This is a genomic window from Thalassospira lohafexi (assembly GCF_002844275.1).
GTDB classification, from domain to species: Bacteria; Pseudomonadota; Alphaproteobacteria; order Rhodospirillales; family Thalassospiraceae; genus Thalassospira; species Thalassospira lohafexi.
This window is the reverse complement of sequence record NZ_NXGX01000004.1, coordinates 333,655-355,432: the sequence shown is the minus strand read 5'-3', so window position 1 is coordinate 355,432 and position 21,778 is coordinate 333,655. Positions and strand designations below refer to the sequence as shown.

Below are 21,778 nucleotides of genomic sequence, written 5' to 3'. Positions count from 1 at the left end.
AACAAACAGCCCCGCGCCACCGACCATGCACCCCCGTTTATCGTCATGACATACGCTCCGCCGGGGCGATTGAGGATGGCACAGCCCCATAGGCCGCCCGTGGGCGCACGCCATTCATCACCACCCCGTTTGGCCGCACCCCAACGGCGCGCAACTGATTGATCGCATCGGCAATGTCGCGCCGTTTGCTATATCCGCATCGCACGGCAAACAGCCCGACATCGGCCTGCCTGAAGGCAACGATCGCATCGGCAACCGAAAGGATCGGCGGCGTATCAATGATGATATGATCATAGGTCTGACGCAGATTTGCGATTACATCGGGGAACCGTGTTTCAATCAAACGGGAGGCCATATTTCCCGGCACGGCAAAGGCCGCACCAAGTTGATCATAACGCCCATCTTGTCCGCTGATAATTGCATCCTCAAGCATACAATCGCCCGATAACACAGCCGTCAGATCCCGCCCGCCATCCCCAACGGTTTCAAGCGGCCCCGGATCATGAAGATCGGCATTGATCAGCAACACCCGCGCCCCAAACCCGCCCAAAACATCGGCAAGCGATCTTGCAATATGGCTTTTGCCCTCCCCGGTGACGGCCGATCCCATCGCAATGAGTTGTGCTGTTTTCGCGTGTTCGGCGGGTGTTGCTTTTTCCTGATGCAATATGCGCATTAAAACCGCCAGATGCCCGATGGCTTCATGCCCGCCATCCGGGCCTTCCATATCGGGTATGCGGGCAAAAAGATGGATGCCAAGCGTGGTTTCGGCGTCAAAACCGTCATCAATGGTCTGATCGAAATAATGACGCAGCAAAGCAGCAATGACAGACCCGAACATCGCAATGAACACCACCATCAGCACAAGGTCGCGCTTACTGGGAAACTCGGCGGTTGTCGCAGCCGTCGCCGGACGCAGGATTTCAACATCCCCGCGAAACGCCGCCAAATCACGCTGCAGGCTTTGCGATTTTTGCCCCAACTCCAGAACATCTGCACGGGCCATTTCCACCGCACGCAGCAAGGCCGCCTGTCCCTGCATCCTGTCATGGCGGTCTGTCATGCGGCCCTGCCATTGATCGCGCTGTTGTGTGACAAGTTTTAACTTTCCCGATGCCCCCGCCACCTTAAGATCAAGTTGCTGTACAACCCGGTCCGCCGCACTGCGCGCAGCGGTAAACAGCTCGGAACGAAGGTCATCAAGTTCGCGGCTTTTGCTTTGCATGACCGGGTGTTTTGGGCCGTAGCGTTGATCCAGTGTGACATATTCGGAGCGCAACTCATCAAACCGTGCCGCCAACTGGCTGACGATCGGATTGCCTGCCACGTCTGGCATCGCCAGAAGGTCGGACAGTTTTTGCAAATCCGCACCATGATCGCGTGCGACACGGGCGGCGATTAATTCATGCCCGATTTCTTCGGCCTGCTCATCCAGTGCATAGATGCGCGCCAGCATCATTTTGCTTTCTTGCTCATCAAGAACCCCGGCATCACGTTGCCAGCTGGTCAGAGTTTCTTCGCGTTTGGCAAGTTCGGCCTGTGCTGTTCGATATTGTGCCTCGACCTCCTGTGCCCGGTGGCGCAGATATTGTTTTTGCCGTCCTTCACGCCACCAGACATGGCTTTCAATAATTGTCTGTAAAACAGTCTGGCCAAGATCGGGGGATATGCTGTGATAACTGACCTCAAGCACCGCCGCATTACCAATACGGTTGGCCTCAAGCCCGGCGCGAAGCGTATCAATCATTGTGGTTTCGGAGGTTTTGGATGGCGATTGCCCCGCGTTCCAGACGTCATCACCGCGCAAAACCGCAAGGGCGGCGGATAAAACATCCTGACTTTTCATTTCAGCAATCAGGGTTTCGATTTCCTGTGCCGTTACCTGTCCTGTTCGCGACGGTTGTGCTTGGATCGCACCTGGTTGCGGCACCTCAACCGGGCGGGTAAGGCCAACTTCGGCCACCGACCTGTATTCTGGCTGCCATTGCCCCACCGCAATCAGCCCGCTCAAAAGGATCACGACAAACGCCAACAGCGTCACACCACGACGCTGCCACATGATCGCAACAAGATCGCCCAGCGACGGGTCAAATCGTGGGGCATATTGATTTGGGGTGTTGGGGGTTCCTGTCATCGCGGACTGGCATCCTCCGAGACGAAATCAAAGATATTTTCTTCGCGCTCCGCAGTCCCCCAGGATGACGTTTCCCCAGCAAAGCCACGATTGACCGGGCGAATGAAATAAAGTGATGGCTGCGCGAATTTGAATCTATCAGGCGCGGTGGTTTGGCGTGAAACCGGCTCAGTGCCGGGCTGGATGGTCATTCTCGGCCGGGAAACCATTTCACTGTCAAACAGGATCGTATTTCGGTTGCCAAACATCCGGGCACTCAAACCCGGACTGGTCGCGTCCACCATTCTGGCAAACCGTTCCGGTTCGGGGTGGATGTCAAACAAATGCCCGATCACCCCGCCAATGACCGCTTCGATCAAAAAGCTGTTTGCGCCCGACATTTTAAGAACGGTTTCAAACACCACCAAAAGCGCCTTGACCGCCTCATCAACCGCATCCCAGTCCGACGTTGCCAATGTTTTCCCAGTCGCCCCTTGCGTATCTGTATCCTGCCCGATCAGCATGCCCAGAATGTCATTGATCATGGCATCAAGATCATCGGTGGTGGTGATTTCTGATAATCGCTGCTCAATCCATGCCCGGGTATCTTGTTGATTAAGCGCGGCGGGAATTTGGCTGGTTGATCCCGACAAAGAGGCTGCGGATGCGGTCGGGCTTTGAACAATTCCACTCATTGCCATGCCCAGAACAGCCAATGCCATAACCATCACACACGCCCATTTACGCAACCTGTCGGCATGATATCCAAGGACGGCTGGAACGATTAATTTACCAAACCCCGCCAATCCCCGCACATAGCGCGGCATCATCAGGCGCGGCTGACACAAAATGCGCCACAAAAATTCCAGCCCGCATTTTTGCCAGATCACCGGCGCGCGGTGCACTTCACCCGCCAACACATCAAACGCACCACCAACCCCCATGGCAAAACGGCATCCTGTTTGGGGCGCGATGCTATCGACAAACAATTCCTTGCGCGGTGAGGGCAAGGCGACAAAAAGCGCATCCGCACCGCTTTGCCTGATCACCTCCGCCAGCTTGTCATCATCGGGCTCATACCCGTGATGAGCCCCGGCAACCACAAGCCCGGGATACCAAATGGGGAGTGTGTTGCGCAGGGTTTCAACAACATCGGGCTTGGCCCCAAGCAGGAAAACACGCACACCAGACTTCGCAAATCGCGGCAGCAACGCCGTCATAAGGTCAATCCCCGTGACACGCTGACCAACAGGAATTCCGATCAAACGCGCCGCCCAAACGATCCCCATACCATCCGGCGACAGGCAATCTGCGTTCTGCAATGCATGGTAAAGTTCGGCATGTTTTTGGGCCTGCGGCAATTTCACCGCGTTCAGGCATTGATGGCGAAAACATCCGTCTTGGGGCCGATTTTTCAACCTGTCACAGATATCGTCACACAGTGTTTCCTGTGCGCGCAGGTCAAGCTTGAGGCCAAAGAACGCCGACGTCGCCAATACCATTCACCACCCCTGTGACACCCGGATGCGTTTTTATCGTTCTATCCGGACCGCGAACCTGTCCCAAATTCTGCGTTTAAATCATTGATATGGATAATAACTTATGATTGAGTTGTCAGCAACATCAGCATCTTGGGGTAAAGAGTTCGGTGAAGATTGCGCTTCTGACCAACCTTGTCCCCCCTTACCGTCGGGCGGCTTTTGGCCTTGTCACGGAACATGCCAAATCGGTTGGCGGAACATCCCATGTTATCTTTACGGACCTCGACGAAACCCAACACATTTGGGCGCGACAAGGCGCCCCCTTTTGCTGCTGTTCCCTGTCGGCACTTCGCATCCCGCTTGGTGAAAACCGCAGGCTTTCGTTTAACTTTGGCCTGACGCGCGAACTTGCCCGCACCGCCCCGGATGTTCTGATCCTGTCGGGCTTTGGCCCGACCATGTGGCGTGCGCAACGCTGGGCCAAAAAGCGCGCCATACCAACCGTTGTGTTGTTTGACGGCTGGCTGGGATCCGATGCCGCCTATGACAACAGGGTTCGGCGGGCCCTGCGCCAAAATATGATCAAACAAGCCAGCGGTTTTATCGCCGCCAGTTCCCGTGGCAAAGACTGGTTTGAAACATTTGGCGTCCCCCCGGACCAGATCACGGTTAGCTCGATCCCAACATCCTTTGCCCCGCCAAAAGCCACCCCTGATTTTAACCACCGCCGGTTTGACATTCTGTGGTGCGGGCGCACGACCACCGCAAAGGGCTTTGACACATTCCTTCAAATAGCCCGGATGCTCAAAGTCAGGAAGGCGATTACAAAGATCGGAATTATCGGCGCGCTTAATATCTCAAAGGTCAAACGAAAGGTCGCAGAATACGGGTTGTCGGGCATCACCGACACTCACCCGCTATTACCGCCAGAACGCTTGCCCGGTTTCCTGACACAGGCAAAAATATGCCTGTTCTCCAGCCACAATGATGCTTACGGCGTTGGCGTGATCGAGGCGGTTTCATGTGGTGCCCTCGTCCTTGCCAGCGACGCGGTCGGCTGTGCGCCGGATGTGTTGGCATCTGAGCAAATCCTTCCACCCGACACCGCCTCAAATTGGGCTACAGCCTGCGAGGAATTACTCACCAATCCGGGAAAATGGGATCAGATACGCGCCACACAATCGGCCTGCATTGCCACCAATACAGCCGACCATCACGCACGCTCGATCTGGCAGGCCGCCCTTGCCGCACGAAGCCGGTCGCGAGATGCGGCATGATAAACGCCCCAAAACCGGTTCAACGCCACCGCCGCACCGACCCCGATATCTGGATGATCGGCCGGGTCGATCAGTTTGCCGTTCTTGCCACCCATCTGGCCCAAAACAACCGACTGACCCGATGGGATAGTTTCTGGCGCCATGACGGACAAGGCATCATACGTCCGCCCGGCCGTAAGCTTGACCCGGTTTTATCCGATATTCCCGGACGGCATCTCATCCCCGATCTTTTGGGCACAGCGGCGCGAAAACTGCGTCTGCCGGCTCATAACCTGTATTCCGACATTCCCCTATCCCTGATGGCAGCATCACATCTTCCGCGCGCAACCATCCTGCACGGCCAGGGTAATTACAGTCTGCCTGCCATGCGGCGTGCCAAAAAAAACGGTATGATCACGATTTCCGATGTCACCGGCCAACTGGCTCCGATCCGCGCGCAACAGCTTGCCATTGAATATCAAGCTCATGGCCGCACATATCGCGAGATTTCCGGGGTTCTTGCACGTCGCCGGGTTGCCGAGGCTCATTTTTCTGATGCGGTTTTTGCCCCGTCCGATGCAGTCATCGACGGGCTTTTGAAGTGCGGCATCTCCCCCGATAAAATCTTTCATATCCCCTTTATGTCGCCCCTTTGTCAGACGCTTGTTAATCAGGAACGTCCTACGCAACCGGATGCGACTGTCCGGCTGCTGTATGTTGGCAATATTTCCATCGCCAAAGGCATCGCGGCGTTGCTGGACGCATGGCGGGCATTGCACGCAGAGTTTCGGGGGCGGATCAGTTTGACCCTTATTGGTCCGGTCCAGCCCTGCGCACAGGCGTTGGTCAAAGACCTTCCTGATGGCTGTGACTGGCTTGGGCGGCGGTCCTCAGACGAGGTTGCCCAACATTTGCTCGGTGCGAATATTTTTGTCTTTCCCAGCCTGTCAGAAGGCAGCAGTTTGGCAACCCTTGAAGCCATGGCCGCAGGCTGTGCCGTCGTCACCACCTTTGATGCCGGAAGCCCGGTGATCAACCAGCAAAGCGGCCTGATTGTACCGCCGCGCAATCCGGGGGCATTGGCCACCGCCGTCTCGGCCCTGATCACCACCCCCGCGATGCGACGAAACATCGCCCAAGCCGCTCGCAGCCAGATCAAAAACATGCTTGAAACCGGTTATGGCAACCGGGTCGAGATGGCCTATGACACACTGCTGACCCGCCATGGATAGGATCGCGCACAGCCTCTATCCGCTTTTGTATCCGCTGTGGCTGATTGCCGCCAATCTGACCGCACGCGCGGGCGGCATGATCATTCTTTTGATCCTTGGCCATGGGTTTGCAGCCAACCAGCTTGGTGATTATTTCGCGATGCTGGCCATGGTCGGGCTTGGTGTGACCGCCGCACAGGCTGGAACCGGCCCGCTTTTGATCCGATTACAGCAAGCCGGAAAACTTAGGTGGGCCATCGCCTGTGTTGTCTTGCGGGCGATGATTGCCCTGGGTGCCATCCTCTGGATCGCCGTTGAAACGGGTACCGATACCCTGACCCAGTACTGGCCGCTGTTGATAATGCCCATCACGGCAGCCTTGTCACCAGACTGGATCATCTCCGCCCGCACCGAATTTTCCCGGATCAGTATAATTGCGTTGATTGCCCAGATGGCAGGGATCGGAATGGCGGCATGGGCGGCACATGCCAGTAACCCCGATTTGCTGTTTGCCGTTGCCCCGGCAATATCCATCACAAGCTTTATCGCTGCCACGCTTTTTGTGTTCAATCGCGCAACGGATCAACAAACAGCACCACTGGGCATAACCGCCCCATCCCGACCCACGGCCTTTGGCATGATCGGCTTTACCCTGCTTGCTGGCGTTTTACCCAATCTCGATTTTGTCTTGCTGGGTTCCGACACCACGCTGTTTCTCGCCCAGCGCATTTTCCTGATCTGTGCCGCATTTTTAGCCGCCATTTCCGGTGCACTCTTTGCCAAACAGCAACCCGGACATCTTCGGGATGTCTGGCTGATCGTACCAATGGCGGCGGCAAGTTTGGTCCTGTGGATATGGCCCGATGGCGTTGCCGCGCTGATCTATGCTAAACCAAGCGACGCGCTCATCCCCCTTCTTCAAACTGGCGCGCTTTGGCCGATCCTGCTGGCTTTGCTCAGTCGGCAGATTTTAATATTACAGGAACACCCCTCTGCCATGTGGGTCGGCTGGCTGTGCCTGTGCGGCATGATCGTAAGCGCGGCCCTCTTCCCGGCACCGGCAGAACCAAGCGATATCCTTATCTTGATGCAACTCCGTTTGGCTTTTGTCCTTTCACTACTTTATGTCAGTGGGCTGAAATACTTGCGGCGGGTGGTGCCATCATGACCCAGCTTCAAACAGATATCCGCAATCACCGTCTGATATCCGGCCAGTTTGGTGCCATCACGTTTGGCAAATGGGGTATCGAATTTTCGGATCGCCATTCCTTCGCCACCCTGACCGATACACCGCGCAATGCCACGCATACCGATGGCACTTGGCACCTATCGCAAGGACGCTGGCAGGCCACTCTACAAACAACCCAGACCAATCAAACATCGATTGTCGCCCACGCCCAAGTCACCGCATTTGACGACGCCCCGTTACAAGACGCCGTTTTGCGCATGGTGTTTGACAAGCATGACATTGCTCACGGCGTAATCGCCGGAAAAACCTACCAGCATCGCGACACTGACAAGTATCGTCTTTTCCCACTAAATCAGGCGCCCGACGTCCGCCTCGTTGGCACAGATGGCCGTGAGATCATCATCACGCTCGATACGTTTGACGGTGCGGGTCGCTTTGCCCCGTATCTGTATTTGCGTGACCGCGGTGATCACTGGATTATCCATGCACGGTTGTTGCCGATAAACCCCGTCGATCACGTCTGGCTGCGTTGGGCTAACCGGTTTTTTACTCTATCGGCTCCCGATCCACTGGCCCGCGCGTTGTGGGACATGCCCGGCGGTCAAAAAATGCTCTGGCGATTGCGCGAACGGTTGGGGCGGCACTGTCCGGAAATTCAGGCGGTGCCGCTCAACACTGTTTTGACGGGTCAAACCCTGTCGCTGGGGGTGACATGTCGCTTCCTGTAACACGCACCAGCATGGCCAAACGCAGCCACCGTCTTGCAAGGCTGATTGCCGATCAGCTTGCCGAACGCCAACAACCCGATGGCACGTTCGAGCAACACAGTTTTTACGCCCCCGCCTTCGCCGCCGCCCTTTGGGCGCAACTGGACCCAGCACTTTACGCCCCTCAGATCGAAGCCGCGTTATCCGCCCTTGAAGCCGAACAGCAAACCCCGCGCTACCACCGCGAATTTATCGAGCATGGCCTCCGGAAAATATCGGGCCTTTGTGACAAACGTCTTAACGCCATTCTGCGCACCGCCCCCACCCAATCGCCAGACGTTGCCAATTGGCAGGTGCTTGGCATGATCAATAGCATCGGCAAAAACCGGAAACTCATCAACTGGCTACATTGGGCCTTCATCCGCCTGCGCTATTGGCGCGCCCCGCTTTTCTGGGATCGACCGACCTGTTTTTCCGGTCAATATCATGCCTTTTGCGCCGCCCTTCTGAGTGACAGCCCCGAGGCTGCCCACCGCATCATTGCCGCCAAGGCAACCGCGCTAATTGCCGAGCTCTCCGGGGATCATGGCTATGCAAACCTTCTGGGGCGCGGGGCCGGGCAAAGTTTTGGCGCAGTCTGTGCGCTATACGCCCTTACCAAACACGGATTTCAGACCCAAGCCGACGCCATCTTGTTTCGGCTTGAAACGGCTGCTTTGATGACAGGAACAATCCCGCTTAACCTGCTTTTCCCCGCTGACCTGTCATCTGATCCGGGTCCTGCCAACCCGGCGACACCGGGCTGGTACAGCTATAACCGCCATGATGATTATCTCGCCTTTGCCGGCTATTGGCTTTTGAAGATTGCGACCAGCCCAACAGAGCCAAGACCTCAGCCAACGGCACCAAACTTAAAAGCGACACCCATCGCAATCTTTTCAAACGCCACCTATCAGGCGCAGATGTGTCTTGGCGGCAAACGCAGTTTCGATCTTACCCCCTGCCCGGTTGTCCTGACTGGCTCAGGCACCACCACGACCTTGCTGTTCGCGCCAACCGGCGGCGAAGAAGATGCAACTAGCCTGTATGGCCCGGCCTCCATCCCGCTCCCGGCGACCTCGGACGGCAAGTATTTCGCGCAAATTCGCAAAGCATCCAGAATCAAAAACACCGTCCGAATTAATTTCAAACTGGCCGGAGTTTCAGGAGAACGCACCATCACGTTTGAAGACACCCAAATCACCATCACGGACAAGATCGCCACCAAATGCGATCTGCTTCGACTGCTGGTACATCACGACGTAAAACTGGTCCAGACCACAAAACAGCAGCTTCACGCCCCGGATTTGGGCATCTCATTCCATGAAGATCGTAACCTCGTCATAGATGAGACAAACCATTTCACTGCTGCAGGCTCGGCCCGCAGGGTTGTCGCGCCCCACACCGATCACGCCACATTGCGCATATGCTGGGGGACCGACGATGTCTGATGCCATCACCGTCATCACCACCATCCGCGATGGCGACTGTTTTCGTGATCGTTTTTTTGAAAACCTTGCCGCGACCTCACGCGACCAAGACTTTGCGGTAATCGTTGATGATGGCTCGAAACATCCAGTGCAATTGCCGGAATATCTTGCGCAAGACCCGCGTTTCACCCTGATCACGCCCGGTAAAATTGGACGGGGTGCGGCACTTAATATAGCCATCAAAGCCGCCCCAACCGATCTGATCGCCATTCAGGATGTCGACGACCTTTCCCGACCCAATAGGCTGGCCGCGCAAACAGCGTTTCTTATCGCAAATCCTGACTGCTTGCTCTTTGGCCGCGCCACATCTGATCGACCTTGGCTCTGGCCGATGCCCCATCGACATATTTCCGCCAAACGCCTTTATCGCAGCAACCCGCTGCACCATTCAACACTGGCGTTTGATAAATCAGTTTGGCAGCGTGCCGGTGGATATGATCCTGATCTTGCCTGTTGCATTGATCTTGATTTTTATCTGCGGGCCGTGACCTCAGCCGGGGCAAAAATGATCCAGTTGCGCGCCAAGATCGTTGACCGCAACCTTGCCCCGCAAAACCGCTTCTTTGCCCAAATCAAACCAGAGATCTATCACCAGACCCATGATCAGGTGCTGGCACGCTATCGCGATAAAATCGCCGCTCTGCCATTTTCAGAACGGGTCGCTAAACCAAAATGCATTGCCATGGTGCAATTGCCCCCGCCGATGCATGGTGCCGCAGCGATGAACCTGCATGCGGTTGACGCACTTGCGCGTTGCACGGACTTAACCGTCCTTGAAATGCGATTTGGCAAAGAGCTTGGCGACATTGCCAAATTCTCTCTGCGCAAAGTCGCCATTGCCCTGTGGCTTCTGGTTAAACTGGGCTTTCACCTGCCCCGCGCCAAGGCATTTTACATCTGCTTTGCGCCCAACGGGGCCGCCTTTTACCGCGATTGTCTTTATGTCCTGCTGGCCAAGTTGTTTGGCGTTCCGGCGATCTTGCATCTGCACGGGCGGGGCTTGGCGACAATGCGTCAAAACCGAGGGGTTGCCCGACTGCAACGGTTGGTTTTCGCCAATCAAACCGCGATTGTGCTCGGCTCAAGATTGATGGATGAAGTTGACAGCCTGCCCTGCACCAAAGTCATCATCCCAAACGCCCTACCCACTCGCGCCTTTGCGCCCCAAGGCACCACAAAGTGGACGGCACACCAACCGGTCAGACTGCTGTATCTCTCTAACCTGTTCCGCGCCAAGGGCATAGAAACCCTGCTCAAAGCAACCGCACGACTGATCAAAGACGGTGTTGCGGTGACACTCGACATTGCCGGTGCGCCGGGCGACATCACCTCACAGAAACTCAAGCACCTTCTGTCCGAACATGGGATTGCGCACATCGCGACCTATCACGGGGCAGTCAATGCGGATCAGCGCATGGGATTGTTTGAAACCACCGACCTGTTTGTCTTTCCCAGCAATTATCCCAACGAAGCCCAGCCGCTTGCTGTGCTGGAGGCCATGGCCGCCGGTGTACCGGTGATCACCAGCAACATCGCCACCCTGCCCGAATTTGTCCGTGATGGTGAAACCGGGCGCTTATGTCAGCCCGATGACCCTGATAAATTAGCACACACCATCAAGCAGGCCATCAACAGCCCCGACCAAACACATGCCATGGCACAGGCCGCGCGCCTGATGTGCCAAACCGATTTCACCATGGATCGTTTTGCACGTGATATCTGCGGCGTTATGGGTAGAGTCTGTAAAATCGAACCTGCCCCGAAAGAAGGACCCGACAAAAATGACCCGTGACGAGTTCAACGATTTTTGCAAATCCCTGCCCCATACAACCCATGTGGTGCAATGGGGTGGTGCGGATGTCTGGAAAGTCGGCGGCAAGGTTTTCGCCATCGGCGGCTGGACCAAAACCGATACGCTGGGCATCACGTTTAAAACGTCCGAAATCGGATACGAGGTCCTAAAGGATCAACCCGGTTTGCGCCCGGCGCCCTATCTGGCGTCGCGTGGGATGAAATGGATTCAGCATTTTGACGAACCGGGGCTTGATGATGATGACCTTAGAAGTCACATCGAAAGTTCGCACCGCATTGTTTTCAAAGGACTAACCAAGAAACTGCAGCGCGAGCTTACTCTTCACCAAAAATGAATAATCAGGCCGATTATATCGGTCTACAGACGCCAAAGGTCGATATCAGCCGGCACCGCATCACGCGGCAAAACAGCACGCACATCAGCAACAAATCCCTTGCCGTCTTTCAACAGGCTTTGCACCAGCGGCCAGCCCTTGGCGACATATTCCTTGTGCGATACCGCCAGCACCAGTGCATCGGCAGGTTTAAGGTCGTCATCCCCACACAGGTTCAAGCCATCAAACTCATGCGCGACTTCCGCCTTGTCGGCATGCATGTCATGGACCTGAACCGTGATGCCGGCATCTTCCAGTGATCGGATGATGTCAATCACGCGGGTATTGCGGATGTCTGGCACATCTTCCTTAAAGGTCAGGCCCAGCACCGTCACGGTCGGGTTTTTGGTTGCCCCTTTACGCAGCAACGCGCGGATGACTTTATTGGCAACAACCTCGCCCATGCCATCATTCACCCGACGCCCGGCCAGAACCACCTGCGGGTAATAGCCAAGTTCTTCGGATTTATGGGTCAGGTAATAAGGATCAACCCCGATGCAATGCCCGCCAACCAGCCCCGGCGTGAATTTCAGGAAGTTCCACTTGGTCCCGGCTGCTTCAAGTACATCACGGGTATCAATCCCCGCCCGGTCAAAGATCAGCGACAATTCATTCATCAGCGCGATATTCAAATCACGCTGGGTATTTTCAATCACCTTGGCCGCCTCGGCGGCCTTGATGGTTGGTGCCTTGTGAATGCCTGCCATAACAACGCTGCCATAGACATCAGCCACAATATCAAGCGTCGCCTTGTCCTGGCCCGAGACAACCTTGGTGATCGTGGTAAAGCGATGTTCGCGGTCGCCCGGATTGATCCTTTCGGGCGAATAGCCGACCGTAAAATCACTGCCCGACTTCAGCCCCGACATCTTTTCAAGGATCGGCACGCAGACTTCTTCGGTCGCACCGGGGTAAACCGTGCTTTCATACACAACGATGTCGCCCTTTTTAAGAATGGCGCCAACGGTTTTTGAGGCCGAACGAAGTGGGGACAGATCGGGACGGTTGGAACTGTCAATCGGGGTCGGCACGGTGACGATGTGGAAATCGGCCTTCGCCAGATCCTTCGGATCGTCACTGAGCAACAGGTCGGCTGCCGCCAACTCATGCGCGTCAACTTCACCGGTGGCATCATGACCAGCTTTAAGCTGCGCAATACGTGCCTTGTTAATGTCAAAGGCAACAGTGCGCCCGATGGCCGCGCCAAAAGCCACCGCAACCGGCAACCCGACATAGCCCAGACCGATAACAGAAATCTTGCGCCCGTGGCTCATTGCTCAACCCTTGAAATGAAGTCTGACTGACTTCTAGCCAGACTGGCCATACCCGTCAATAAAAGAGCAAAGCCCAAACTGCTTTAAGGAATCAAAAAAAAATGTGTTAGAATAAATCTTTGGCAAATCAATACGTTGCTCATGCGAAAATTATCTTCCATCATTCTCATGGCTGTTTTTTGCCTTGGCGTCGGCATCCACGGTGCCCGCGCAGACAGTACCCCGGTCAGTACCCCGGTGCGCATTGTCCTGCCCTATATCCCGCTGATGGCCGAAGGCCCGACCGAGGGATTTTTCATCGAGATGTATCAGGAAATCGCCAAGCGCACGGATAAGGACATCGTGATTGACGTTGCGCCCCCTCGCCGCGCGGTTCAGGCCTTTGTATCTGGCGATTATGATGCCTTGGGCGCCTTCCCGTCGCTGACCGCCCTACCGGTATCACTGGCATCCGTGCCCTTTTACCTGCGCGAAAACCTGATTTTCTATAAATCAGGCCACTTTCCCGCGAACAGCCTTCAACATCCTGACAATCTGGCCGGACACACTGTTGGCCTGTCGGCCTATCCTTATCCCCCCGCCATCACCAATCTTGCGGGGGTTAATTTTGAACGCGCCCCCAATGATCAATCGCTTTTGCGCATGCTTGCCAATGGCCGACTTGACGCCGCGATCCTTGAAAAGTTCTCGGGCTTTCATCTGCGCGAGCAGTTGGGTCTTTCCGATGTGATTGATATCGCGGATGTCTCGGTCACAACGGAAAATATATTCCCCCTGTTTCAGGCCAACCGACAGGGCATTGAGAACCAGAAGGCATTTAATCTGGCGCTCTATGACATGCTGTGCGACGGAACGTTAGCGACCCTTTTTGGGCGAGATGACGTTGTGCCCGACTTATCGCTTCTTGAACGCGACATCCCGGCGCAAAACCAGCGCAAGGACTGTGTTGCCTCCGGCTCCAACAAGACCCGGTAAACAAAACAGGGCGCGTCATATCAACGCGCCCTGCTTGAAAACCGATCACAGTAAGGGGCTTACCCCTTGACCACGATATTGAGCAATTTCGGGGTTGGCTTGGCGATGTAGATCACCTTCACAATCTCCTTGCCTTCAAGATGGCGGGCGATGTTTTCGTCCGATTTGGCAAGGGCTTCGACCGTTGCCTGATCGGCGCCAGCGGCGACCATCACCGATGCACGTTTTTTGCCATTGATCTGAACCGGCACTTCGAATTCATCATCCTTGGCTTTTTCGGCATCAAATTCCGGCCAGTCAAACTTGATCACCGATTTTTTGGTGCCAAACTCGTCGGCGGCCAGTCGGCTCATAAGCTCCTCGCCCAGATGCGGGGCAAACGGGGCCACCATCAACGCCAGTGCCTTGGCATGATCATCATGCACCGCATCCTGTTTGGTCAGGGCATTGGTCAGTTCGATCAAGGCGGCAATGGCGGTGTTATGGCGAAGTTCGGCAACGTCCTTGGTCACCTTGGCAATGGTTTTATGCAGGATCGTTTCGATCTTGCCATCCACCGCGTCGGTGCGTTCCATCTGGGTGGTCACTTTCCAGACGTTGGACAGGAACCGCATCATGCCAATGATCGCATCGGACTGCCACGGTTTGGAGCTATCGAGCGGCCCCATATACATCTCATAGGTCCGGAAGGTATCAATCGTATATTGGTCGCAGATTTCTTCGGGCGGGATGCCGTTTTTATAGCGCTTGCCCATCTTGCCCGGAACGGTCGTCAGGGCCTCGTTGGTCTTGGCGTTAAACGGTGCCTTTTTGCCATCGACATCGCGCATTTCAACGTCGTGAATATCAACATAGACACCACGCGCATCGGTGTAGGCATCGGCGGTAATCATGCCCTGATTAAACAGTTTCTGGAACGGCTCGGGCGTGCCGACATGGCCAAGGTCAAACAGAACCTTATGCCAGAAACGTGAGTACAGCAGGTGAAGCACGGCGTGCTCCGCCCCGCCAACATAAAGGTCAACAGCCCCCGGCTTGGCATGGCCCGCATCATCGGTGGTGTTGGCCCAATAGGCCGCAGCCGCATCGGATGCAAAGGCGTCCGTGTTGTTGGCATCGAAATAGCGCAGGTAATACCAGCACGACCCGGCCCAGTTGGGCATAGAGTTGGCATCGCGTTTAAACGCGCGCACTTCATAGTCCGCACCGTCATGGGTATGGGTCGAACCAACCGCCGCATCAACCGGCAGAACCGAACCATCAGCCAACACAATCCCGGTCACCGCCATCCAGTCCTTGGCACGTGCCAAAGGTGGCTCTGGCTCAGAATTGGGGTCTTCGTTTGATTGCGGTTTGAAATCGGTCATTTCGGGCAAGACAACCGGCAACGCCGCCTCGGCAACCCCATGCACCTGTCCGGTTTCTTCATCAAACAGCACCGGGAAAGGCTCGCCCCAGTAACGTTGACGCGAAAACAGCCAGTCGCGCAGTTTATACTGTACGCGGCCCCGGCCAATGTTCTTGGCTTCCATCCAGTCAATGATCGCCGCCTTGGCATCCGGGGTCGAAAGCCCGTTTAGCGAGACTTCGTCATTGGCCGAATTGATCGTATCGCCGGTATCGGTCTGGGCGACCTTAAACTGACCCGGTGCGGTTTCATAAAGGGCGAGCAAGGCCGCATTATCAAGATCATCCGTGCCATCGGGCGCATTGGTACGCAGCCAGCCATCGGATGGCTTGGTGGTGGCCTTGATCGGCAGATCGAACTTATGGGCAAATTCAAAATCGCGCTGATCACCGGCGGGTACGGCCATGATCGCACCCGTGCCATAGCCCATCAGGACGTAATCGGCAATCCACACCGGGATGTCTTCGCCGGTGACCGGGTTGGTGGCATGCGCGCCAATAAACACGCCGGTTTTTTCGCGGTTGGCTTCGTCCTTGGACGACACCGGCCCTGCCAGCTTGACCTGTTCACGGTATGCCGCAACCGCATCCTTGGCATCCACGCTCGTCAGTTTATCAACCAACGGATGTTCCGGGGCGAGTACCATATAAGTCGCGCCAAAGATGGTATCGGGGCGGGTGGTATAGACCGCGATTTTGTCCTCGATGCCATCGGTGCGGGTGACCGGGAAGTTCACGCGTGCGCCAACCGAACGCCCGATCCAGCCCTTTTGCATTTCAACAACGCCGTTGGGCCAATCAAGCCCTTCCAGATCGCCAACCAGACGGTCGGCATAATCGGTAATGCGCAACATCCACTGTTTCAGCGGGCGTTTATAGACCGGATAATCACCACGTTCGGATTTGCCATCGTTGGTGACTTCCTCGTTCGACAGCACCGTGCCCAGCATCGGGCACCAGTTGACCGGCACCTCATCGACATAGGCCAAACGCCCACGATCAATCGCCCGGTCAATTTCCGATCCCTCGGCCTTGGTCCCATCGCCAATTACGGCTTTGGGCTGCGGCACGCCATCCTCATCAAGCAACCAGACGCCGGATTCCAAAAGCGGGCGCAGCTCGGCAATCGGGCGGGCACGGCCTGAAATGGTCTGGCCTTGCGGGCCTTTCCATTCAATCGTCGGGTCATAGAAGCTGTTGAAAAGTTGCAGGAAAATCCACTGCGTCCATTTGTAATAATCAACGTCGGTCGAGGCAAACCGACGATGCGGATCATGACCAAGCCCGATGACCTGGAGCTGACGCAGCATATTTTCGATGTTGGCTTCGGTGGTGATGCGCGGGTGCTGGCCGGTTTGAATGGCGAATTGTTCCGCCGGCAGGCCAAAGGCATCAAAGCCCATGGAATGAAGCACATTATAACCGCGCATGCGCTCAAAGCGCGCCTTCACATCGGTCGCGATATAGCCCAGCGGATGGCCGATATGCAGGCCCACCCCGCTTGGATAGGGGAACATATCAAGGATGACGCTTTTCTTTTTGGTCGCGTCAAAATCGGCATCGCCCGGATTGGGGGTGCGATAGGTATCGTTTTCGCGCCAATACGCCTGCCACCGCTTTTCAAATTCCCGCGCACTGTCCTGATAGTTCGCCACGCCGTATCCACTCCTGCCTATCGGGGCCCGTTTGTTGGCCTCGGGCGCGGATCATAAAAGCGCGCCTGCGATACCAAATTGGGTTACATATAAATCTGAACCTGTGTTCATAAGCGGGCTTTGGCCGCTGTGCAACATCAGATCACATGAAATCGGCGCAAATACTGTCAATTTGCCCCTTGGCCCAGACTGTTCTGGTCCATACAACATCGCCCTTCCCGCAAGATGAAACATGACGCCGGGAACCTCATCGCAGCACATGCCCCACACCAGAGTTGCCCGCCTGCGCGGGAAGGGCGATTTTTAACGCGTTATCCATCCCTCGTCAGAACCTCAGACCATCACAGGACTGGATTTTTACCCCCATTCATGCCATATTAGGGGTTGGTATTTGCCAAGTAGTTGATTGTGCACGGATTTGGTGTGCGCATCAGTACTTGGGTCCACGTGCAGTCGTGTGGCACAGCTTTCAACGCTCTCGTCCAGGGAGGACGAATATGGATATCACCATTGGCGGCCTGACGTCCCAGCAAACCGGCGCTTCTTCGCGCTCGGCGCAATCGTATTTGCCCGGTCAAAGTGACGCGGACAAAACCGGGAACAACGGCACATCGGCCTTTGCGGCCGCGACATCGGTTTCCCTGTCCTCTCAATCGGCCAATCTTTTATCGGCTGATAAGATCGTCGCAGCGATCAATGAAAGCCTGTCGTCAACCGGCATTTCCATTCAGGGTGCCGATCCCAGTGATTACACCCCCGAAGCCGTGGCTGATCGTATTCTGGCCCGCGTTGGTGATTTGATTGCGGCCAATTCCGATACCGAAGGCGAAGCCCGCGAGATTTTCGAAAAGGCCAGCGAAGGCATTAAACGCGGCCTTGATGATGCGCGTGAGTTCCTTGAAGGCCTCGGTGCGCTGAATGAGCAAATCAACGGCAACATCACCGAAACCGAAGACCGCCTGAACGAAGGCCTTAAATCCATCGAGCAGCGCCTGACCGAGCTTTATAACAGCAGCCCGTCAGAAGAAGCCGCCAACATAACCCCGGAACGTGACGAGCAGGTCCTGCAATCGCAGGTCACCCAGACCGCACAGGCGAGCCAAGCCTATGCCGAGTCCGCCACCAACGCCCAGCGCAATGCGCCGCGGTATGGGACGAACGGGTAACCTCAAGACCGACTTCAAGTTTGGAATTTATTAGAAAGCCGGTCGAAATTTCGACCGGCTTTTATCTAAAGAAATGCCGAAGCGATGATGTAATCAGCCACCGGCCAGCCAACTCATTACCGAGCGGACGCCGTCAATACCCGGTATTTGCTCTATGAAGTTCTCATCTTCAAGGCGCTCAACAAATACTCTGTGAGCGGAAGTTTGCTTTGATTCCAAGCCAAGTTGCTTTTCGATAGCCCCCATCGGCCACACCCAAATTGCATGATCATCTTTGAGACGTTGGTGAAGTTGAAGGACTGCGGCTGCGTTTTCGTGAGCTAACATCTCGTAAGCACGAGCTGCGGGTTCGCCATTATGTTTTTTCGGCAAACCAGCCTCATCAAGACTAATGACACCCTTGCTTGCCAAAGCGGCAAAAGTCTCTTTACATGAAATGACATCCCCATTATCCGCATCAATTAGATCATTTTTTATAGCCCCCCGACATGCGAAATCTAGATCAACAACAGCAAAGACTGGGATTCCCATTTTCAATAAGATTTGACGAGTCTTAACAACGCTATCGACGCTATCAACTTCGACCAAAGCCATCCTACGTTCGTCAAAACTATGACCTGTCAACTTTTTGAACAGCTCAGGTAACAGAACACGCTCAGTTTTCCCCTCACACAAGACAACCTTGTCAGTGAAAAGAATTCGTGATGCGTTCCCGAGCGAGAACAAAATGTCTGATTGATGGTCAGCGTTTTCAATCGCGTCCGACACAGCCTCTGCTACACGAGGCAGAGCATATGTGCCTAGATCGGCTGTCCTTCGCATCAACAGAGTGTTAGGTACATCTTTTCTGTGGATCATTGCTGGCGAGTGGGTAGAGAAAATTAATTGATACTGATTCCCAGCCAGAGCCGCGAAAGCCGCTCTGATTGCCTCAATTGCTTGTGGGTGAAGATACAGCTCCGGTTCATCAACCAGAATAACGGTCGTACGGCCTGCATTCCTGTCTCCTGCCCTTGTTCTTGCAAGGCATTTAATAAGCGCTATCTGCACAGACCGTTGAACTCCATGTCCAAACGATCCAACATCCCGCTCTTGATCGATAGCGTCGCCTTCGGATATTCGAATTGTTGCCCCCTTAAAAAAATCACTAAAAGAAGGCAACGGAATATGCGTCTTTGCTGATACCCCCGGAAACAAGGGTGACAACTCATCTGCGATCATTCTGTCAAAATTGAGCAAATCCTCATCTTTATCAGTACCATTAGACGAGATTTTCACACCAACAGGGGACAAAGCCTCGGAAACTTCCTCAGCATATCGTGCACTAATAGGATCGATCACTTCTTTAAGTAGCTTTCCTATCGTTGAAGTACTTGAGAACTTAGCGACATCGTCAGTTGCGTTTTCCATAGCTCCAATAACGATAGGCTCAGGAAGCAAGCCAGAAATAGAACCTTCAATTCCATTTGGATTTACCACCCAACTAGGATTACCGTCTAAATCTTCCGCCAAAACTTCAATATTGAGATCTCTGGTCGAGACCCCTGGTGCAATTTGTGTCCTGCGAACAACTAGTTTACCATCGCGCACATGAGGTTCGATCCTATCGCGATGCCTCGGCTCTATGCTCCCAAGAACCCGCTCATCAATTCCATCAATAGTAGCTTCCACCGTCACCGACATTCCCTCATCACAGAAATCGCCAGCCTGTAAGCTAGATTTTTTTAGTAGCCATCCAATTGCCTTTAATAGGTTCGATTTACCGACATTATTATTCCCGACCAATGCCGTATATTCAGACAAAGCAAAGTCTGCCTCACGAATGGACCTAAAGTTTTGGACGGAAACCTTTGTTAGTTTATGCATTTCACCCTAAATCAAGCAGTTGAACGCTCATTCAACCCTAAGCCGAAAAGCCAAATCCATCACGAACTAAATTAGTTTTTTGTTGGGTAACGAATATCTAGCGACGACTTAGGACAACCTTTCCCCTGCTCAATCGTCTATGATTGAAGCGGTTGATCTAGCCAGCCTTGCCGATCACGATCGTATCAAATCGGCCTCAAAGCCCCATACCAGACGCGTCGTCATTGTCGCGGATTTTGAAAATCTTGTGCCCGGCGTCCTGAATTTTGCTGAAGGCGTCCTTGGCCATAAAGCCCGAGACGAAGGCCATGAAGGTCACAAGATACGGGCTGATATCGACCTGCCCGCTGCCATTCGGCCCGCCTTGGGTCAGCATCAACATCCCGGCTTCCGAGAACAGGAAGATTGCAATTGCGGCGGCAATCCCCTCCCCCGTCATCATCAGCAGACGGGCCGAGGCCATGAGGCCATACGCGGTGTCATCCGGTGCGACGTCAGAGGACGTATGGGGCATATAGGCCGCATGTGCTGCTGGGTCGGGCGGGTCTGAGTTTGGTTGGTCTGAGCTTGGTTGGTCTGAACTGGGCACATCTGAACCGGGTTGAGGGGGGCCGGGGCCTGTGTTTGGGGCCGTCTCTTTTGAGCTGTGCCCAAAATTCTGGCGGGTGAAGGCAACCACCGCCCCCAATCCCCCGGCGGCGACCGTGACCAGCAGGGTCAGCATGATGGTCGGCAACTGCACCAGAATGGACAGAAACCCGCCAATCGGGTTCTGAAACAGGGCGACAAGGGCGGAAAGATCGATCTCCTTTTTGCCCGTGCTCAGGGCAAGTTCTTCTTCGATCTCGTCAATCTGGGCCTGCATGTTGCGTAAAATCTTGTCGACCTGGCGTTGCTCCGCCCGGATGTTTTCCCACACGACCCGCGACTGGATGTTTAGACCCTCAAAATGTCGAAACGTTTTGCCAAGCTGATCAACCGTGTCATAGACCCCTTGTTCAAACGGGCTGACAACCGTTAAGCCGATGTCGCCTGTCGTGTCTGCAAAGGCCAGTTTGGCCAGAGCAGCGCGCAGGGCGGCGACGATCTGTGCCCCGTCATCTGTGTGCAATCGCCCGGATGTCTGCGTGTCGCCGTTGTCTTGACCCGAAGGCGGGTTTTGACCAGAAGACGGGCTTTGCTTTTGCGCCTGAAAGCTGGCGACAAAATCATGCGCCATCGTCATGGCTTCAAGGTAGGCGGCAACAAAATCATCCTCAAACGTTGCGCGGTTTTGCATCAGGATTGAGCTTAGGGCGGCGGCACCGTCATAGGCCTGCCAGAAGGCCGCCATCGCATCTTTGCGAAGGGTTAGTCCGGTGCGGAATTTTTCAAGGGCTGCGGTATTTGTTTTGCGAATATCGCTTTGTAATTGTTTGATTTCTTCGCGAAGCTCGGCCTCGTAAAAGCTTTGGCGGATCATGCGTTCCAGATCACCGGGCGCGGATGTGGCGATTTCACGGCTGAGCATGTCGCGCTGTATATCGGCGGTGAACCCGGCAAACAGGGTCCCGACAAATCCAAGATACAGCACGCAGGCCAACACCATCAGAACCCCTGATTTGGCAAGGCGTGCTATTGCGGTTTCTGGGTCATTTTGTTGTGCCATCCATCACCTGTCGCCAAACGTCTGCTTATTGACGCAGACCGCGTTTGGATGTGAGGCAACAGATAATCCAAAACTGCCTTTATTTCGGGCCGTCTTTCCCCCTATTGTCGTCGCA

General features: G+C 54.9%; 15 protein-coding genes. 9 read left to right on the top strand and 6 right to left on the bottom strand.

Annotation, left to right across the window (positions count from 1 at the left end; genetic code table 11):
• Positions 1 to 43: 43 nt before the first annotated feature.
• Positions 44 to 2,134, bottom strand: a complete 2,091-nt coding sequence (locus COO92_RS11410) for a GumC family protein (protein WP_101302193.1) — start codon at positions 2,132 to 2,134, stop codon at positions 44 to 46.
• Positions 2,131 to 3,615, bottom strand: a complete 1,485-nt coding sequence (locus COO92_RS11405; RefSeq protein WP_101302192.1) for a WecB/TagA/CpsF family glycosyltransferase — start codon at positions 3,613 to 3,615, stop codon at positions 2,131 to 2,133. The genes COO92_RS11410 and COO92_RS11405 overlap by 4 nt, the downstream gene beginning before the upstream one ends.
• A gap of 146 nt (positions 3,616 to 3,761) precedes the next feature.
• Here COO92_RS11405 and COO92_RS11400 point away from each other — a divergent pair, with 146 nt between their 5' ends.
• Genes COO92_RS11400 through COO92_RS11370 form a run of 7 tightly spaced genes read left to right on the top strand, consistent with a single transcriptional unit; the run spans position 3,762 to position 11,633 of the window.
• Positions 3,762 to 4,871, top strand: a complete 1,110-nt coding sequence (locus COO92_RS11400; RefSeq protein ID WP_165792333.1) for a glycosyltransferase family 4 protein — start codon at positions 3,762 to 3,764, stop codon at positions 4,869 to 4,871.
• Positions 4,868 to 6,082, top strand: a complete 1,215-nt coding sequence (locus COO92_RS11395; RefSeq protein WP_101302189.1) for a glycosyltransferase family 4 protein — start codon at positions 4,868 to 4,870, stop codon at positions 6,080 to 6,082. Before COO92_RS11400 ends, COO92_RS11395 begins: the two co-directional genes overlap by 4 nt.
• Positions 6,075 to 7,229, top strand: coding sequence for a hypothetical protein (locus tag COO92_RS11390; RefSeq protein WP_101302187.1), 1,155 nt, complete (start codon positions 6,075 to 6,077; stop codon positions 7,227 to 7,229). Before COO92_RS11395 ends, COO92_RS11390 begins: the two co-directional genes overlap by 8 nt.
• Complete coding sequence (locus COO92_RS11385; RefSeq protein WP_101302185.1) at positions 7,226 to 7,978, top strand: hypothetical protein; 753 nt, start codon at positions 7,226 to 7,228, stop codon at positions 7,976 to 7,978. The genes COO92_RS11390 and COO92_RS11385 overlap by 4 nt, the downstream gene beginning before the upstream one ends.
• On the top strand, positions 7,963 to 9,447 hold the full coding sequence (locus COO92_RS11380) for a hypothetical protein (RefSeq protein WP_101302183.1): 1,485 nt from the start codon (positions 7,963 to 7,965) through the stop codon (positions 9,445 to 9,447). The genes COO92_RS11385 and COO92_RS11380 overlap by 16 nt, the downstream gene beginning before the upstream one ends.
• Entirely contained in the window at positions 9,440 to 11,278 is a 1,839-nt protein-coding gene (locus tag COO92_RS11375; RefSeq protein WP_165792332.1) for a glycosyltransferase, read from the top strand. Before COO92_RS11380 ends, COO92_RS11375 begins: the two co-directional genes overlap by 8 nt.
• On the top strand, positions 11,268 to 11,633 hold the full coding sequence (locus COO92_RS11370) for an MmcQ/YjbR family DNA-binding protein (protein WP_101302179.1): 366 nt from the start codon (positions 11,268 to 11,270) through the stop codon (positions 11,631 to 11,633). The genes COO92_RS11375 and COO92_RS11370 overlap by 11 nt, the downstream gene beginning before the upstream one ends.
• A gap of 23 nt (positions 11,634 to 11,656) precedes the next feature.
• Here COO92_RS11370 and COO92_RS11365 read toward each other — a convergent pair whose 3' ends face one another.
• A complete protein-coding gene (locus COO92_RS11365; RefSeq protein WP_101302178.1) occupies positions 11,657 to 12,946 on the bottom strand; it encodes a nucleotide sugar dehydrogenase in 1,290 nt (429 codons plus the stop codon).
• Between the two features lie 168 nt (positions 12,947 to 13,114).
• Between COO92_RS11365 and COO92_RS11360 the strand changes: the two genes are divergently transcribed.
• Complete coding sequence (locus COO92_RS11360; RefSeq protein ID WP_165792331.1) at positions 13,115 to 13,921, top strand: substrate-binding periplasmic protein; 807 nt, start codon at positions 13,115 to 13,117, stop codon at positions 13,919 to 13,921.
• Positions 13,922 to 13,980: 59 nt separating this feature from the next.
• On the opposite strand, the gene COO92_RS11355 is transcribed toward COO92_RS11360, so the two are convergent.
• Positions 13,981 to 16,983 (bottom strand): leucine--tRNA ligase, encoded by a 3,003-nt coding sequence (locus COO92_RS11355; protein WP_101302175.1) that lies wholly within the window; start codon positions 16,981 to 16,983, stop codon positions 13,981 to 13,983.
• Between the two features lie 497 nt (positions 16,984 to 17,480).
• On the opposite strand from COO92_RS11355, the gene COO92_RS11350 reads away from it, so the two are divergent.
• Positions 17,481 to 18,149, top strand: a complete 669-nt coding sequence (locus COO92_RS11350; protein WP_101302173.1) for a DUF5610 domain-containing protein — start codon at positions 17,481 to 17,483, stop codon at positions 18,147 to 18,149.
• 93 nt (positions 18,150 to 18,242) lie between these two features.
• Here COO92_RS11350 and COO92_RS11345 read toward each other — a convergent pair whose 3' ends face one another.
• On the bottom strand, positions 18,243 to 20,015 hold the full coding sequence (locus COO92_RS11345; RefSeq protein WP_101302171.1) for an ATP-dependent nuclease: 1,773 nt from the start codon (positions 20,013 to 20,015) through the stop codon (positions 18,243 to 18,245).
• Between the two features lie 196 nt (positions 20,016 to 20,211).
• On the bottom strand, positions 20,212 to 21,663 hold the full coding sequence (locus COO92_RS11340) for a hypothetical protein (RefSeq protein WP_101302170.1): 1,452 nt from the start codon (positions 21,661 to 21,663) through the stop codon (positions 20,212 to 20,214).
• Between the last annotated feature and the right edge of the window lie 115 nt (positions 21,664 to 21,778).

What these genes read in the sequence shown, in the direction of transcription:
- COO92_RS11395 (WP_101302189.1), top strand. Translation starts at nt 4,868, where the DNA reads ATGATAAACGCCCCAAAACCGGTTCAACGCCACCGCCGCACCGACCCC.
- COO92_RS11410 (WP_101302193.1), bottom strand. Translation starts at nt 2,134, where the DNA reads ATGACAGGAACCCCCAACACCCCAAATCAATATGCCCCACGATTTGAC.
- COO92_RS11390 (WP_101302187.1), top strand. Translation starts at nt 6,075, where the DNA reads ATGGATAGGATCGCGCACAGCCTCTATCCGCTTTTGTATCCGCTGTGG.
- COO92_RS11360 (WP_165792331.1), top strand. Translation starts at nt 13,115, where the DNA reads ATGGCTGTTTTTTGCCTTGGCGTCGGCATCCACGGTGCCCGCGCAGAC.
- COO92_RS11365 (WP_101302178.1), bottom strand. Translation starts at nt 12,946, where the DNA reads ATGAGCCACGGGCGCAAGATTTCTGTTATCGGTCTGGGCTATGTCGGG.
- COO92_RS11345 (WP_101302171.1), bottom strand. Translation starts at nt 20,015, where the DNA reads ATGCATAAACTAACAAAGGTTTCCGTCCAAAACTTTAGGTCCATTCGT.
- COO92_RS11405 (WP_101302192.1), bottom strand. Translation starts at nt 3,615, where the DNA reads ATGGTATTGGCGACGTCGGCGTTCTTTGGCCTCAAGCTTGACCTGCGC.
- COO92_RS11350 (WP_101302173.1), top strand. Translation starts at nt 17,481, where the DNA reads ATGGATATCACCATTGGCGGCCTGACGTCCCAGCAAACCGGCGCTTCT.
- COO92_RS11370 (WP_101302179.1), top strand. Translation starts at nt 11,268, where the DNA reads ATGACCCGTGACGAGTTCAACGATTTTTGCAAATCCCTGCCCCATACA.
- COO92_RS11380 (WP_101302183.1), top strand. Translation starts at nt 7,963, where the DNA reads ATGTCGCTTCCTGTAACACGCACCAGCATGGCCAAACGCAGCCACCGT.
- COO92_RS11385 (WP_101302185.1), top strand. Translation starts at nt 7,226, where the DNA reads ATGACCCAGCTTCAAACAGATATCCGCAATCACCGTCTGATATCCGGC.
- COO92_RS11340 (WP_101302170.1), bottom strand. Translation starts at nt 21,663, where the DNA reads ATGGCACAACAAAATGACCCAGAAACCGCAATAGCACGCCTTGCCAAA.
- COO92_RS11375 (WP_165792332.1), top strand. Translation starts at nt 9,440, where the DNA reads ATGTCTGATGCCATCACCGTCATCACCACCATCCGCGATGGCGACTGT.